We start from the raw sequence: 16913 nt of genomic DNA on the forward strand, positions 1-16913 counted from the left end.
AAAAGAAAAGCAGGATCAAAACGTAATAAAACACCGCCAGTAATACTGACGGTGTTTTGGTGTCTAAAACTTAAAAACGGCTTTCCAGTATCCCAACTTCTTAACATTACAATAATTCGATATACCCTTCTGTTCCATGCACGCGAATTCGTTGCCCATCTTTTATCAATTTGGTCGCGTTCTCCACACCTACAACCGCTGGCAAGCCATATTCACGTGCTATAACGGCTCCATGGGTCATCAGTCCGCCGACTTCCGTAACTAAGCCTTTTATAGATAAAAACAATGGAGTCCAGCTGGGATCGGTAAAGGCAGTCACAAGTATATCGCCATCTTCCAGATCAGCATCTTCCATATTCTGGATCACCCGTGCCCTCCCTTCGATAACACCCGAAGAAACGGCAAGACCTGCAATAGCTCCGGCGGGGATATTTTCCCTTTTGTACTGACCCGTAATGATTTCGCCATCAGACGTAATCACACGTGGCGGAGTTAGTTTTTCATATAATTTATACTCGTCCTTCCGCTTGCTGATAATCTGGTAATCTAATTTATTTGTGCGAACAACTTCTTGAAGTTCTTCAAAAGCGAGATAGTAAATATCTTCTTTCTCATAAAGAACGCCCGCTTGTACGAGTCGTTCCGCTTCCTTAAGTAAAGCTTGTTTATAAATGAAGTAGCGACTAACAATGTCGTATTTCGGATATTCACGATAACCGCTGAAATTCCGGATCAGGTCGATCATTTGTTTTGTCTCTTCGGCTTTTTGTTCACCATCCGGTAATTGTTTCAATCGGGCCAATAAATCCTCTTTTTTCTCCAAAGCTTCCTGTCGCCCCTGCTCAAATTTTCGTTTGCTGGCGCCAGGCTCAAGGTTTTTGATGTTACTGAGGATCATAGGCACCAGTATACTTGGTTTTTCACTCCAGCGTGTTCTTGTAATATCGATCTCCCCGGCACATCGCATTCCATATTTGTCGAGAAAAGCAGCAATAGCATCACGTACCTGCTGCCCACCTTCGAATTGAACCAATTCATCTAAAAAGCTATCATCCTTTACCTGTTCTAGAAACTCAATTATTTCCGGATAGGGACGAATCACATCTGCAACATCCAGTAGCTCCATTCCCATTTCAGAAGTGACGTTGTTAGGTACAGATAGGGAAAGTGTGTCTGCTACGTTTTTTTCACCTAACCAGTCATCCATTTTTTCATTGATCCATGCAGAAGCATGCATAGCGGCCATAATCACATTCAAATTTTTCAGATCTGACGCAAGCTGCCTCCGTTGCTGCATATCTTCCAGTATACAATCAAATACATCCAATCCTGATTTCGTTTGGAGGTTCTGTTTTAACGCTGATAACGATGTCTCACTGCTCTTAATCAAATTAGCAACAATTGCCGGATCGCTTCCTGCTTCTGCCAGAATATCCGTAGCTGACATACCTATATGGCTTTTTACGGGACCCGGTTCGCTCTGGTCATTCGGGTCCAACTTTATAAAATCTGCCCGCTCTATGATGGTAATAAGCGCGTCTTTTATGAGCGGATCGGAGTGTCCTAAAACACCCAATAAATTTTGCCTGCCAGTTGTCGAAGCCAAGCCCTTCGTGATATCCACAAACAGCCTTCCGCCAGCCGTTTTAAACATGGGGCTGGCACCTGTTAACACCCAAACGGATATCCCAAGCGGTTTAAAAGGATCCGTCATCATTTGCTGATGGCCGACAGACACATACACGTGATTCTCCTGGTCATTTGCTTCAGGAATGGGATATAAAGTGGTGATCGGCCGGCTCTGGACAATATAAAGGGTATCATCAGCCAAACACCATTCGATGTCTTGGGGCTGGCCGAAATGAGCTTCGATCTGTCTTCCTGTGCGTGCCAGTTGTAAAATTTGGTCATCCGTAAGCGTTTGACTCTTTTGCTGATCAGGATTGAGCTGCCGGGTCTCTGTCCCGCCTTCTTGCCGTCCGTAGATCGCGATTTTTTTGGTTGCAATCCTCTTGTCGACGATTTGCTCATCCCGCACTTTATAAACATCGGCAGAAACCAAGCCGGAGACCAGCGCTTCTCCGAGTCCAAAACTGGCATCGATTGAAAGCAACTTTCGGTTTCCGGTAATTGGATCAGCGGTAAATAAAATCCCTGAAGCCTGTGGGAAGACCATCCTTTGAACGATAACGGATAAATATACTTGACTGTGGTCAAATCCATTTTGCATGCGGTAGATGACCGCACGATCCGTAAATAGGGAAGCCCAGCATTTGCTGATATGCTGCAAGATGGCATCGATGCCGATGATGTTTAAATAGGTGTCTTGTTGACCGGCAAAAGAGGCATGCGGCAAATCCTCAGCAGTCGCGCTGGAACGCACAGCATACGCATGTTCCTCGCCAAACCGGGAGAGATAGCTAGTAACAGCTTCTACTACATCAGAAGGAATTTCTACTTCCGAAATGATCTGCCGGATCTTCCTGCTGATTTCCCCAATTTGGTCTCGATCATCTACTTTTAGCATGGTTAGGCGATCCAATAGAGCATGATACACTTCGTTTTGTTCGATGGCTTTTTGATACCCCACGGTTGTAACACAAAATCCCTCGGGTACTTGTATTCCTTCAATTTTTGATAATTTCCCCAAATTCAACCCTTTTCCGCCAACGAGTAAAAGCTGCGTATTTTCCATTTCCTGAAAGCCGAGAATGAAAGTACTCATTCAATATCTCTCCTAACCATTAAATTGATATAAAAACATTTGACAAGAGTTTACCAATGCAGTAATTGGCCAGTTGATGCTGTAACGTTGGAGGGATTATCACGACGATTGTATGGGATGATCCAGCAGTTGAAAGTGTCGTTATGAGCGATGGTTTTTTAGATCAACTGGGACCGGCGGATAAGGCCGGCGGGATAGACGGTGACGGTCCATTTATCATCTTCAGATCGGTGTCGAAGTATTATGAGTTTCGGAATGGCATTATTGACAACGGTGCTGTCCAGAATAACCATGATCATGGCGCCCAAAATTTGCAGAATCATGAGAGCAGCTTATCGCGGCCGACGTCATCCCCGATCCGTTAACAGGGTGCTTTCTCGTACAAATTCGCAGGCAATGCCTGCACGAACGGCGACCAATCGCCCGTCGTGTAAAGATGAAGCCGGTGCATGGCCCGCGTACAAGCCGTATAAAGAAGCTTGCGTTCGTTGTCCCGGCCGTAAGCTTCGGGCGAAGCATCATAGACCAAGACTGCATCGAACTCGACACCCTTGGCGAGATACACAGGAATGATCATCACTCCTTTTTCAAAGCCCGGCGTCTCCTTCGTAATGAGCTGCAGAGCTTCACCTCCATGAATCCGTAACGATTCATAGGCCTCCCGGCTTTCGGCTGCGGTCTTCGTAATGACGGCAATGGAATCGAAGCCCTCGTCCGTTAGCGCCGCGATGTCTGCCAGAATTTGCGAATCACGATTCTCACCGCCGTCCAGTCTCGTCAGAAGGGGCTTTGGGCCACCCCTTTCAAACGGTGCAATGTCTTCCCCGCCCGGAAGCATCGATTTCGTAAATTCAACAATCTCCTTGGTTGAACGATAACTACGTACAAGGCGGACAAGGCGTGTTTCGGTTTCACCGAAAAGGCAGACCAGTGGCGAATCGGCTGCGTCCAAACTTGTAGACTGCATATAAATCGCTTGCCCGAAATCGCCGAGCACCGTCATCCGGGCACGGGGAAACAGCTTTTTTAGATATTCATATTGAAACGCCGAATAATCCTGTCCCTCGTCAACGAAGACATGCCGGATTTCCGTGTTCGTCCGGACGCCTTCGATCAGTTCTCTTAAATACAAATACGGAGTCGCATCCTCGTGGAGCAACTCGCTTCGGAGCAGCGCTTCCTTGGTTTGCTCGCATATTTCAGCCCACAGCGGAGGGACGTCGGCCCCGTTCGTTTTCTCCCGATAAGGGGCTTCGCCCTCAAATAGTTGCCCATATAAACTCTTGATATCGACGAACGAGAATTTCTTTACGTTTTTCCTAAGGGCTTTAAAGCCTTCTTTCACGATCCTTCGGCGAAGCAGCTCTTCCTCCTTAAGGCCGAAGTCAAAGTCGCCTTCATCTCCCCGGCGTTCGTTCTCACGAGTGGCGTATTTTTCTGCAATTTCGAATACTTCCTTCTCTTTATGCAGCATTTCGAAAGCCTCCACGTACTGCTCGGTGTCAAGATAATTCAACTCTTCCTGTACCCAAGGAGCTTCTCGTTCCGCGCGTTCCAGCGAAGCAAGTTCATTCAGCAGCCATTCCTGCAAAAGTAGGACACGATTGAACAACGGCAGGGAGTGGTCATGGCCGTAAAACTCCGCCTTCATTCGCTCCGCGGTAATCAAATCGCGGTCCCGAAACCGAATACCGTTGAACCGCATGCCTTCCCGTCCCAACCACATTGCATAGTTTTGCAGGGCTTGCAGGAAAGCCTCGGATGCTTTATACCCGATCCCCTGAAGGCGAGCCTCGTACCCCGGCGCTCCTTGCGAGGTCAGCACATATTCGATCTGGTCAAAAGGATCCTCCGGCCGCAGCGAGGAGCCGAGCCAATAATCGAGATATTCCTGAAATGTCGTCTGCTGCATATTCTCTTCGCCGAGCTCCGGAAGGACGGTGGAGATATAACCGGCAAACATCGGATTCGGCGAGAAAAGAACGATCTGATCGGCCTTGATCGTCTGGCGGTGTTTGTACAGCAAGTACGCCACTCGCTGCAACGCCGCGGAAGTCTTGCCGCTACCGGCTGCCCCCTGCACGATAAGCATCCGGCTGCTGTCGTCGCGGATGATGGCGTTTTGTTCCTTCTGGATGGTTGCCACGATGCTCTTCATTTGCGAATTTGCGCCTTTGCCGAGCACCTGCTGCAGCATTTCGTCTCCGATCGTTTCGCTCGTGTCAAACATGTTGCGGATTTGCCCGTTTTGAATCTGAAATTGCCGCTTGAGCTCCATCACCCCTTCGAATCGTCCGGACAGCGTGACATAAGACGCCGGGCCGGGGGGGTAGTCGTAGTACAGGCTCGCGATTGGCGTGCGCCAGTCATAAATCAGAAAGCTCAATCCGTCTTCGTCGACGAAGGAAGAGACGCCGATATAAATCTGCTCGCTGAAGTCCAGACCATCCTCCTTAAAGTCGAAGCGTCCGAAATAAGGAGACGGGAGCAGACGGTTCATGCTTTTCCATTGCTCCGTCAGCAGCTTGTGTCGGCGCTCCCGTTCGGCCAATAACGCGGACTGCTGGTTAATCGTGTAGTAAGTCTCTTCGAAATCTCCGCCCGTGCTTGTGTTAATCGTAAGATCTTCCCAAAACCGCTTCCGGATGTCTGAAGCCTGATCACGCAGCCCCTCAACATCCGGCTCCAGTTCGGCGATTCTCGCCTGCAGCTTGTTCCGGACCTGTTCCAGCCGCTCCTGTTCCTCCTGCCAATCCTTCGCCTCCATTTCCCCTCAACACACTCCTTTTTCCGTTTTTTTTTGGGGGTAAAAAAGATTATTGACAAATCAAAATTCCAGATGTACAATTAAAGTAGGGATAAAATATATTGTTGTACACATTTTGATTGTCAATGACGCTAATGATTGTATCATAGCGTTAATTTGCATTCAATTGTTTTTTTGTTGTTACTGTTCGGCAGCGTTGAACACTGGCCCTGATTGTGGACAGTTTCAACAAAACACCGCTGAAAAGGAGCAATTGTCACTCGACAACTGCTCCTTTTTATATCTAAGCTTTAAAGAGAGATATACCGTTCTAACTAAACCTTTTACTCGACATATCCACTACCAGATTCTGCAACATTCCCAATATTTTCTACCGCAATGTAATATGTGCTGGCGGCACATTTGTCCAGGTCACTGTCCCAGTCGTATTTACATAGTTGCCGTAAAGAATCTTAGACCCACTCTCTGATGCTCTTAATGTATACATCATGCTTGCAGTTTCTGTACCAGTGGACGGGTACTGGTAAACTCTCAAATTCACAGAGCCGTATGAGTAATGATTAAAGGTGTCACTAGTGATGATAGTGTTCGGATTAGGTAAGAGATTGTAATAAGCAAAATATCCCTTTGCCGCAAATGGAGCGACAGTTTGTGAGGAATTGTGCTCCGTGATACTTCCAGTAACTACTACCCCACCCTCATCATTCACTGTTACTCCTGCAACCGGATCAGCATATGAAATTAATATATCTCCACATTTTTAGAGTTTAGAAGAATCGGTTCAAATTAATCGTTCATATAAAAAATCCACCACATGCTGCACTTCCATCTTATCGGTGTTGCTGTGCTTTTCTAAGCCCAACTTCATCTGCAGCAAACAGCCCGGATTGCTGGTCAACAGGTATCGCGCCCCGGTAGCATTAACGTTCTCCATCTTATGCTCCAGGATTTGACCTGCCATTTCCGGCTGCATCACATTGTAGATGCCGGCCGACCCGCAGCAGCGATCCGCCTCTTTCATCTCTTCGAAGATCACATTGCCCACCTGACGGATGAGCTGCCTCGGGGCCGCACCGCTACGCATGACGTTTCGCAAATGACACGAATCCTGATAAGTTACCACGATAGGTTCGCGGACTGACACCGATGATTCGGCAAAGGATGGAAGCCTTCCGTATTCCAGCAACAGCTTGCTGATATCCAACACCCTGCTTGCAAACCAAGTCGCTTGTTCTTTCCAAACCGCATCCTCGTGCAGCAGATGATCATATTCGATCAGCAAGGCGCCGCAGCCGCCGGCATTGGAAACAATGTAGTCCACATTCATTTCCTTGAATACCTTGACATTCGTTCTTGCCAAATCTCTGGCCAGTTCCATTTCTCCACTGTGGGCATGCAGCGCTCCGCAACAGACCTGCTCGGGAGGAATGACAACCTCAAACCCTGCTTCGGACAGCAGTTTAACGGAATTGCAATTCGTCTCGGCAAACATCACATCCATAATGCAGCCTCGGAACAATGCGACACGGGCTATTGGCGTGCCTTTGGCCGGATACACGGTCCCAAGCTTCTCCACGACTCCATGTACGCCAGCGTCAGGCAAAATGCTCTCCATTTGTTGCAAGTGGCGGGGAAACAGCTTCATCATGCCGGTTTCTCTTGCAACGCGTCGCAATCCGGATTTCTGATAAAATTTCATCGCTCCGCCAAGTACCTTCAAACGGTTGCGATGCGGGAATATGCCTTTAAAAAACAGCTTGCGCATTCCTTTGACCGGGAGCGAGTGGTTCGGATGATCCTCGATCGCATCCCTGGCCTTCTCAATCAGTTGACCGTATTTCACATCAGCCGGACATACCGGTTCGCATGCCCTGCAGCCGAGGCAGTGATTCATCTGGTCTCGGAACATGCCATCAGGCTCCATCAGTCCGTCAACAACGGCCTTCATTAAAGCGATGCGCCCGCGCGGCGACTCCGGCTCCACGCCGCTTTCCCTGAAAGTAGGGCATGCCGGCAGGCAAAAACCGCAGCGCATGCAGTTGGTCAATTGATCGTAATCCAGTTTTTCTAGCAAGGTGCGGGCCAAAGGATTGGCGTGATCGATTTTCGGTTTCTTGTCCAAGCTTGCTTGAGCCTTCGGCTGCAAATTGATTTGCGTGTTGGTTTGACTAGCCATGATGGATAATCACCCTTTTCTTGGTTTCCTTGGCAAACATTTTGCCCGGGTTTAATATGTTGTCAGGATCAAACGCCTTTTTGATCCCCTTCATGACCTCGACGCCGGAAGCGCCGATTTTCCATTCAAGGAACGGGGCTTTCACCACGCCCACGCCATGCTCGCCGGTTATGGTTCCGCCTAACTCAAGAGCGGCAGCGAAAATTTCCTCAAAAGCTTGCTCCACTCGATGAATCTCTTCTGCATCCCTCGCATCCGTCGTCGCCGTCGGGTGCAGATTTCCGTCGCCAGCATGACCAAAGGTAGCGATGGTGACATTGTATTTTTGGGCAATCTCCTTGATCCGCCGTACCATGTCGGCAATTTTGGAGCGGGGAACGGTAGCGTCCTCTAAAATCGTGGTCGGTCGCAGCCTTGCCAGCGCCGTAAACGCGCTTCTTCTTGCCGTCAGCAACCGCTCAGCTTCCTCTCGGTCAGCGGCAACCTGAATCGAGTCTGCCTGCTCCCGTTCGCATATTCGGCGGATCATCTCAATATCTCTTGCCACGGTTTCGGGATCGCCGTCTTGTTCGATTAGCAGAATCGCTTCCATATCCAGAGGTAGCCCTAGCTTGGCAAAATCGTCAACAACGCGTATGGTCGGATTGTCCATGAACTCCAGCGTCGCCGGAATGATCCGAGATTCGATAATCGCGGATACGGTGCGAGCAGCTCCATACAGGTCGCGAAACATGGCAAGCATGGTCATTTTGGATTTAGGCGGAGGAATCAGCTTGAGCGTCGCCTCCGTTATAATCGCCAGCGTCCCTTCGGATCCGACCAGCAGCTTGGTCAGATCGTACCCGGCCACGTCTTTCATCAGCTTTCCGCCAGTGCGGATGATCTCTCCGTTCGCTAGCACGGCCTCCAGTCCGATCACGTAATCCTTGGTCGTACCGTATTTCAAACCTCGAAGACCGCCGGAGCATTCCGCGATATTGCCGCCGATCGTCGAAATGCGCATGCTGCTTGGATCCGGGGGATAGAACAAGCCCAAGGATTCGATATGGTTAATAAAGTCCGCGGTAATGATGCCCGGTTGAACCCTGGCGACCAGATTGTCCGTATCCAGTTCAAGCAGCCGGTTCATCCGATGCATGACCATGACGACCCCGCCCTGAACCGGGACGGTGCCGCCGCATAAATTGGAACCGGATCCCCTGGAAATCAAGGGGACTTTATAGGCGGATAACACCTTCATGATGGCGGAAACTTGTTCCGTGCTTTTAGGATAGATCACAGCATCCGGGATTGCCTGCAGCATTGGTGTACCGTCATACGAATGGGTAATTCGGGCTTCCTTATCTTCCCGGAAGTGGGCATCGCCGACGATTGCTCGCAACTGCGCGGCGAGAGCCGAGTCTAACATATTAACGTTCCCTCCCTTTTGTTATCCAGCCGGCTGCCTTTCTTTAGAGCATCGCATCGTTGCGATGTCAGAAAGGACCCCGCAACCATCGTAGGGTCCTTTCATGGCAACCTTATAGCCGGAAACGAGTTTACCGGTTGTTTTTCTTTCCAGTCGTATTTCATGTTTCTTAGAAAATCAAATCAGAGCGAAGCTTAGCGTTTTAGGATCAACGACAAGAAGCTGGTTCCGTACTCGGGAGCTCCGATGCCGGCATATTCCGCCATCGTGGCTGCAATATCCGCCATCGTGCTTCGTTCGCCGATGAATACCGGATTAATTTGCTTGCCGACGATCAGTATCGGTGTCTGCTCCCGCGTATGATTGGAGTGACCGATGGTCGGATCATTGCCGTGATCGGCCGTGATGATGAGCATATCTGCATCTCCCATCTCAGGTATGAAGCTATCCAGGAACCGGTCCGAAACTTCGAGCACTTCCTTATACCAGAGGCAGTCCTCCTTGTGGCCGGCAAGATCGGTCTCCTGGACGTTCACCAGGAATATGGCATTTTGTTCAGCCTCCAGATACTTCCGGCGGTAGGTTGCCAGGACATCTTTCGTCTCTACAACTGGATCATTGAACCCGCCCGCCTGAATGACATCCGCCGTTTTTCCAATGCGATATACAGGCAGCCCGCTTCTTTCCGCCATATAAGCGAATTGTTTCTCGAATTCGACCCCATAGCCGAGATGCACCACTTGGTAGCCTTCGCCGTAAACGTTGGCCTTTGGTGCGTCCACTCCCCATTGGCCCGGGTGTTTTTCCATGACGACCGATAAAATTGTATCGATATCCGTCTTTGTATTGCCGAATACGATCACCCGGCTTGTATCCACATGAGCGCGGACGACTTTTCCGATCCTCACGACTTCATCAAAAGGCAGTTTATTCAAATCTCCGACGACATTGATGATGTTGCCGAGCTGCGATTCCAGGTTGTCGCCTACAACGACGGCGCCTTCCACAAGCAGAACCGTTGCGCCCGTAACTGGGATTTCCACTCGATATCCGGCTGCCTCAAGAGCAGACCTGAGCATTGGCCCGATCTCTGACATTAGGCGTTGGGCCGGCATACCGGGCTTGCTTCCCATCAGCTCCTGATGCCCCATGAAGGTATCGGCCCCGTAATGTGCCAGATTGCTGCGGCCATATGCCCCAAGGGGCTCACCTACACCGTCCACCAGCTTGCCAAGCCCTAATCGGTACAGGACCGGAATCTGAAGCGGCACTGTTTCCCGAATATGATTATACGTATGGGCATCCACATCCTCGGGCTTAAGTGTCAGGCAATCCTCCATAGCGCCAATACCGAATCCATCGAGTACAAGCAAGGTGAGTTTTCCCATATTACATCCCTCTTTTCTGGAAATGAACCATTTCCGGTCTGAGGCTGTTTACCCCTCTTACATAAGCGATATGAGCTCTGGTTACAAAAATCTGCGTACGGAACGCATAAATCACGGTATCGCCGACCTTCATCGGCTGCTCCCGATCCAAACATCCGTAGTAATCGATATTTTCTGCGGAATACTGGCTGACCTTCGCCTTCTGGGTTGTAATATCGAGCGGTGTCGAACCGTAAAGCGCCTTTTGCATATGCGACCGCGGATAAAATCCGCCGGCAATCGTATACGCGTACTCATCGTCCATGTGGGAAATCTCCGATACATAAACGATGCTCGGAATTTCAACAAGCTGATCATTATAAGCATGGAGCGGAGTCGTGCCTGTCAGCGCATGGCCCGGCTCGCCATGCGTAACGCCGTGGCGTTTCAGCAGCGGAATGGTATAACAGGTAGTCGCACTTGGCGCATTCACTTGCTCTACTTTAATGCCGTGCGACCGAAGTTTCTCCACCGCGGCCAGCAGCGTCTCCAAATTTGGCGTAAATGCAAAATCCGTGTTCTCCGCGTTGATCTGCAGCACGGGAAAGCTGGTCGCCCCTACAATACGGATTCCCCGCAGCTTCATCATCCCGGGCAGCAGCCCCTCAAGATCATGCAGCAAAAATCCGCCGAATTGTCCGGGAAATATGGCGTCTCCGGGCCGGATGACTCTTAGTATGACATCTTGTACCCGTCCAAGCGCCACAGCGGCCTCCGACAATTGGGCCGCCCGTTCCAAAGAGAACAAGGTTACTACTTCGGGTTTGATCTGGCGGAGCACATCCCCCCATTGGCTTTTGCTTGGCTGTACAATATGCCCAATATTCCCGATACGGCACCCGGCTTCGGACAGGGTATAAGCCTCATCGATGTCCACTGCCACCGCTTGCCTGATTCCGTTTTGTTCGATCAGTTTTCCGGCGTAACCTCCGCGTCCAATTTGTTTAGTCATGTAATAGAGCTTCATATCATGCTGATCCGCCGTTTCGGACAGAACGCGGGCATTATGCATGAGCCCATCCGCATCGATCACATACGTATTGGCCGGTATCTCCCCCCTCTGGTGAAGGATCGCCGCCGCACGGATCAACCCCTCATTCCGTTGTAAAGTCATATCTACAAACATGCAGTTACCCCCTAAATTCCTGCATAACATTTTCTAAGATGCGGATAACCGTATCTGCCGATGCTTTCATCGGGTTGATGCGAAGACCATAATCCTTGAGCTTGGGCTCGCTTTCCAGAAAGCTTCCCGATACCCGATATATCATCGGTACCAGCTCAAAGCGGGATTCCGCCCCTACCGGATAAGTGGCCGCGCCGTAATAGGATGCACGCTCGATAACCGCCGATGCAATCGGCTGCTCCAACTCAACGATGACGTTCTTCGACTGCGAATTCGTGATATATGCTTCCTGGATGCCTGCGACCTCTCCGGCTGCCAGTCGCTGGCACAGCTTCTCCACCTGCTCGTTTTGAATCGCCAGCATGACGGGGGCAAACACCATGCTGCGCAGCAGCTCATGCGCTTCGTATCCCTGCACTTGGCCTCCGCCGGAGTAGTTGCGTTCATGCAGCTTTTCGATCCCTTCCCGTTTGCCGATAATCACGCCAATCCCTTGGGGGCCCATCAGCTTAAATCCGGAGAATGTAGAATAGTCCGCCCCATATTCTGAACCGATTCCCTGCATTTTCATCGCGCAGTAATTATCATCAACCACAATCGGCAGATCGGGACGTTTCTGCTTAACGGACGCGATCAGGTCTTGGAGCCGGTACGTATCGGTCGGCTGCTGCCGCGCGTGCTGCACGTAAAACACCTTGGAATTCCGGTCGCTCTCGAGTAGCTCCGCTACGGCATCCATGTCATTGAAATCGGTATGGGACTGCCGCAGACCCATTAACCGGAAGGTTTCCTTGGTTGTGGTATACATCGGAGCCGTGTGAACGATAACCGAATCCCCCGGGTTGACCATCACGCTCAATATTCCCCGAATCGCTCCTGTTCCGCTTCCACGCACCAGCGCGCAATGCTCCCCGCCAAACGATCGGGCCAGCACCTTTTCGACGCGGGCAGTAACGAGCGGTCTATGGAACTCCGGATGCAGCCCCACATCGCCGATTTGGAAAAACTCATTGTTCGCAAACTCTTTCGTAATTTCATCAATTAACGTAAACTGCAGCTGCTGCGCTTGCTCCATTGTTCGGTTTTTCAGTACCGATTGTTCATATCTCATGCCGGCATGTCACCCGCCTTTCGAATGCTGAATGCCCGCTGCGGATTGGTCACCAGCAGTTTGTTGATCACTGCATCCGTGATTCCCCGGCCGCGCAAAGCAGGTACGAACGACCTTAACACCACGTCATAGCCCTGCCCGCCAAGCGCGCGCAAATGTGATTTTCGGGTCAGATCGGTAGACAACAGCAGCTGGTCCTCGTATCCCTGCTCGATAAACTTCAATAAGGATTCCAAGCGAGCGTTGTCGCTGCGGTAGTTTTCCTTGCCGATCGTATCCATCGCCACAAACGCGCCCGCCTTCAGCACATCCAGTACCACATCATGCTGCTCGTTAAGATCCTGGTGACCGATAATAACCTGATCCAGTGGCATCCCCTCTCCGATAAAAAGCTCGATCTGTTCCAGCGCGCAGGTTCCTAGCGTTGTATGCGTGGATAACGGTAGGCCGGTTTCCTTGGCCGCTGCGACGGCTCCGTGAAACAGCTCTGTCTCGACCGGTTTGAATTCGTTCAGGCTGCTGCCGATCTCGCCGATGACCCCGGGCTTGATACTCGTATCCGCAATGCCCGACCCAATTTCCCGAATCATCCATTCGGCGAATTGATCCCGGTTCCAGTGCAGCTTATCCTCAGGAATAAAAGGATCTTTATAGCATCCCGTGCTTGCAACAATATGGATATTTGAGACTTTACTGATCTCGGCAAGCTTTTGCGCATTTCGCCCCATTCCGTCGTTGGTGACCTCGACGATAGCACGGCCGCCATAGGCATAAAAGCTTTGCAAATCATCCAACACAAGCCCCGTGTCCTGCAGGCATGTATCCTCGTTCTTCTTAATGCGGCTCAAATCCACGTATAGATGCTCGTGACAGGCGCAAACGCCAAGCTCCTCCGGTCGTATGGGTCCAAGTACGGTCTGGATGTACATCTCTCTCTCTCCTTACTGTGGTGGTGTATATAATCCAAGCAGAACCAGTATGTTCCCAAGGATACCGACGGCGATAGCTCCCACAGGACCTACAGCCATGCGGACGATCGGTCGTCCCGCCGCCTCGTTCAACAAATAAAAGCCGGCAATCCCAAAATAGCCGAGTCCCGGCACGATAGCATTGGCTGCATTCGCTCCGCCGATCAGAAGCGCGACCTCAAGGACTCGTGTCATCGCAGTCCGGATACTTTCACCAGAGGCGCGGATACCCGGGTACCGATCCAAAAATTTGGCCATTTTGGACAACAGCTGAATTTCCAAGAAGATGACCAGGGCGCCGAGCAGCGCAGCCACGAGCGGATTCGGAGAAAATATTCCCACTCCGAACACGAACGTAAACCCGACCGGGCCGAATACGCCGGTAGCAATTGCCGTACTGGCGATAAGCGGTACAAACCCGATGGCTTTCGCCAAGGAGGCAATCCCGCCTTCCGTCAATTTCCCGTCCGCCAGCAGGCTAAGCGAGATCGGATCGCCAGCAATCAGCAGGAGGTTCGTGGCAGCCGCGGCCAAACCACCGCTGATCATGACAATCCACGAAAACTTTTTAATGCGCGTCACACGATCTGTAAACATGGAGGCTAACGTTGAGAGGCTCTGATCCTCGGATTTTTCCTTCATTGCAAACGCGATTAGAAACGCCATGCCCACGATCAACGCGATTCCTTCCGGACTCAAAACAACCGGTGTGCCGTCAATTTGAATAAGCTGCTTTGTATTGCTGAAAACAACGAGCTGTCTGGCCAAAGCCGCCACCAGGAATGCGACGACGCCTTTTTTGATCGAGAATTGGAGCGCGATGGCCAGAGCAGGGAATACCATAAAGGATACAACGACAGGCTCGCCGATTTTGTTAAATCCGTCAATAAAATTAAGCGGAAGCATTTCAAACGCTTTCACAACTGCCTGAAGCCCGAAATAAATACCTGCCCCATATACGCCGCCTAGCGCTCCGGCAGCGGCCGTGCTCAGTTTCCCGCGTTTAAAAGACAACCCGATGATATCAGTCCCGAGTAGTATGCTATGGATAAGCAAAATGCTGCCTGATATTGAAATGGGGATCCCGTAACCGATCACGAGCCCAAAGCTCATGGCAAAAGCGGTCACGCCCAGCTCCTTCCGGCTCATCCGCCCTTCGAGATTTTCAGGGACGATAGGTCTAAGTCCATCATTAAACACAGCGATCCCCAGATTGGCCATGATTGCAGTCACGATGCCCAGCCCGATTAACAACAAAGCTTCCAGCATAAGATGTCCCCCTAATCGTTAGACGTAACGCTTACTTAGTAAGTGCTTTCATCAGAAATTCTACTGCCTTCTCTTTATGGTCGCCGGTAAAACCGAATGCTTTCGCGCCTTGAGCGACGGCATAATCCACCTTTTCTTGCGTCGGCGGCTGCCCCGGCATGGAAATCGTGGCGCAATTTGACTTGCCTACCAACGCAATTGCCATGGCCAAAGCACCGCCTCCGCCCGTATAACAAGCACCCACATAATAATCGGCTTGTCCCATTTTCAGAGCCATTGCCGCTTCCAGATCGGATTTCACGGTTACCTCGACGTTGGATCCGCCATGCTGTTTGACCAAAGCTTCGATTTCTTTCTTTTCCACTTGCCCGCCAATCACAATTTTCATGAATCTTCTCCTCTTTTCCGTAAGTTTTTAAATTTCTGAAGCGTTTACAAAGTGCATGATCAGGTACTCTCTTTCCTCATCCGGAAGCTCGTCATCCATCTGGGATTCAATCCATTTCACATTCTCAACGGCTTGGGGAAAATGCGGAGAACGTCTGATTTCCTGCATGATCTCGTCCGGCGGAGCGTTCAGTTCCTCTTCCCGCTCGATCCGTGTGATGGCCATACCCAAATGAGTCACCAGCTTTTTGTATTTCTTCTCGTTGTCTTGTTGTACGAATCTTTCAATCGTAGCCTCACACAGCTTCATGGCGCTGGGTGTGATGGTGTTGGTTGAAAATAAAATATCAAGTCGTTCTCGCAAAGCACTCACGCTTCTCCACGCTCCCTTTCAGTATTTAGGAATGAGCATGCCAAGCTCCACCTGTTTCTGAATTTGTATGACATGATCAGTTGATATCTGATTAAACATAAACTCCATTTTCGTATTGTTTTTGTTGATGACGCACACTGCCTGACTCATTTCCTTGTCCATTTCCAACGCTTCTTTGGAGGAGAGCTCGGATAAAAAGAACGAACCGTTGTCGATTTCATCCACATTCCATACCATAGCGTCAATCGACTTGGCTTTTAGATGCTCCAGCAAGTGCATGTAGTTCAGGTTGATAAATTCGACGTTCTTGTCCTTTACTTCCAGATTCGTCAACACTTGTTGGTCGATGGAGTAACTGTCGATTCCGACTTTCATCCCATCTTGAATCCCGCTTGACTCCTCTGCAAAAACAACCGCATGGCGGGAAACGTATGAAGCGCCTCCGAATTCCTTCACAATGACGAGATCATCGGATTTGCGGATCGCAGACATGGCGGCATATTTGGACACGAGCGCGAAATCATATCGGCCATCAATGACATTGTCCAGACGAATGGTCGCTCCGCGCATAAACGCACAGTGCAGTGGGATGCCGATGTTTTCGAAGCTGGCGTGCATCGCCGTAGCCAATCCCTCGTACTTACGGGAATAGGGAAGTGGCATAACACCAATAATGCTGCTCACCCCGCAGCATTGAAGCAACAGGTCCATGTTTTTGTTACGGAGAAAGGTGCCGAGGTGTCCTCTGGACACAAGCGCAATGCATTGGCTCTCCTCCATTTTTTTCAAAACATTTTGAATCGTCCCACGGCCAACGCCGTATCTGCTCGACAACTCTTCTACTCTTGGAATACGGGAATCCAGTTCAATAAAGAGAAGCTCTTCCGCCAATTTTTTTAAAACAACGCTGCTTTTGGAGTTCAATCCTTGAATCAAGTTACCGTTTCACCCCCCTCAATATACAATATTCTGTATTTTGTATTGAACAAATCATAACATCGTGTTTCATTGACTTCAATACTTTTTTCTATTATACGTCAACTTATTTCACATGAGATTCAGGAGGTGGTTGATATTCCTTTGGTTAATGCGTTCCCATTTGGGAATAGAAGAGTATATTTGATAGAAAGGGCCAATACAACTCATCTATTTGAATTAATTGGAATCTTCTATTTT

At 50.0% G+C, this 16913-nt stretch carries 13 protein-coding genes; 1 reads left to right on the top strand and 12 read right to left on the bottom strand.

The features are described from left to right. Nucleotides 1-106 precede the first annotated feature (106 nt). On the bottom strand, nt 107-2725 hold the full coding sequence (gene ppsA / locus NYE54_RS17165; protein ID WP_339264780.1) for a phosphoenolpyruvate synthase: 2619 nt from the start codon (nt 2723-2725) through the stop codon (nt 107-109). A gap of 143 nt (nt 2726-2868) precedes the next feature. Between ppsA and NYE54_RS17170 the strand changes: the two genes are divergently transcribed. Beyond that, nucleotides 2869-3090, top strand: coding sequence for a hypothetical protein (locus NYE54_RS17170; protein WP_076323587.1), 222 nt, complete (start codon nt 2869-2871; stop codon nt 3088-3090). Here NYE54_RS17170 and helD read toward each other — a convergent pair. The 11 genes from helD to yhfZ form a co-directional block, all read right to left on the bottom strand. Continuing rightward, entirely contained in the window at nt 3087-5492 is a 2406-nt protein-coding gene (gene helD, locus NYE54_RS17175; protein WP_339264783.1) for an RNA polymerase recycling motor HelD, read from the bottom strand. The genes NYE54_RS17170 and helD overlap by 4 nt on opposite strands. 781 nt (nt 5493-6273) lie before the next feature. Then, nucleotides 6274-7527, bottom strand: a complete 1254-nt coding sequence (locus tag NYE54_RS17180; RefSeq protein ID WP_339273529.1) for a (Fe-S)-binding protein — start codon at nt 7525-7527, stop codon at nt 6274-6276. A gap of 133 nt (nt 7528-7660) precedes the next feature. After that, nucleotides 7661-9076 (bottom strand): FAD-linked oxidase C-terminal domain-containing protein, encoded by a 1416-nt coding sequence (locus NYE54_RS17185; protein ID WP_339264785.1) that lies wholly within the window; start codon nt 9074-9076, stop codon nt 7661-7663. A 194-nt stretch (nt 9077-9270) separates the two neighbouring features. Further along, nucleotides 9271-10464 carry a phosphopentomutase gene (locus NYE54_RS17190; RefSeq protein WP_339264787.1) on the bottom strand — a complete coding sequence of 398 codons (1194 nt, stop codon included), beginning with the start codon at nt 10462-10464 and terminating at the stop codon, nt 9271-9273. A gap of 1 nt (nt 10465) precedes the next feature. After that, nucleotides 10466-11629 carry a YhfX family PLP-dependent enzyme gene (locus tag NYE54_RS17195; RefSeq protein WP_339264789.1) on the bottom strand — a complete coding sequence of 388 codons (1164 nt, stop codon included), beginning with the start codon at nt 11627-11629 and terminating at the stop codon, nt 10466-10468. 4 nt (nt 11630-11633) lie between these two features. Further along, nucleotides 11634-12740, bottom strand: coding sequence for an aminotransferase class V-fold PLP-dependent enzyme (locus tag NYE54_RS17200; protein ID WP_339264791.1), 1107 nt, complete (start codon nt 12738-12740; stop codon nt 11634-11636). After that, the gene (locus tag NYE54_RS17205; RefSeq protein WP_339264792.1) at nt 12737-13669 is read right to left on the bottom strand and encodes a phosphotriesterase; all 933 of its coding nucleotides are present in this window, start codon (nt 13667-13669) and stop codon (nt 12737-12739) included. The genes NYE54_RS17200 and NYE54_RS17205 overlap by 4 nt, the downstream gene beginning before the upstream one ends. A gap of 12 nt (nt 13670-13681) precedes the next feature. After that, a complete protein-coding gene (locus NYE54_RS17210) occupies nt 13682-14977 on the bottom strand; it encodes a YhfT family protein (protein ID WP_215162919.1) in 1296 nt (431 codons plus the stop codon). Between the two features lie 31 nt (nt 14978-15008). After that, nucleotides 15009-15365 carry a DUF2620 domain-containing protein gene (locus NYE54_RS17215; protein ID WP_339264795.1) on the bottom strand — a complete coding sequence of 119 codons (357 nt, stop codon included), beginning with the start codon at nt 15363-15365 and terminating at the stop codon, nt 15009-15011. Between the two features lie 27 nt (nt 15366-15392). Further along, on the bottom strand, nt 15393-15737 hold the full coding sequence (locus NYE54_RS17220) for a PRD domain-containing protein (RefSeq protein WP_339264797.1): 345 nt from the start codon (nt 15735-15737) through the stop codon (nt 15393-15395). 18 nt (nt 15738-15755) lie between these two features. Further along, on the bottom strand, nt 15756-16673 hold the full coding sequence (gene yhfZ, locus NYE54_RS17225) for a GntR family transcriptional regulator YhfZ (RefSeq protein ID WP_339264799.1): 918 nt from the start codon (nt 16671-16673) through the stop codon (nt 15756-15758). Nucleotides 16674-16913: the final 240 nt, after the last annotated feature.

Origin of the sequence: Paenibacillus sp. FSL K6-1330, from assembly GCF_037976825.1 — a bacterium.
GTDB lineage: Bacteria > Bacillota > Bacilli > Paenibacillales > Paenibacillaceae > Paenibacillus_AQ.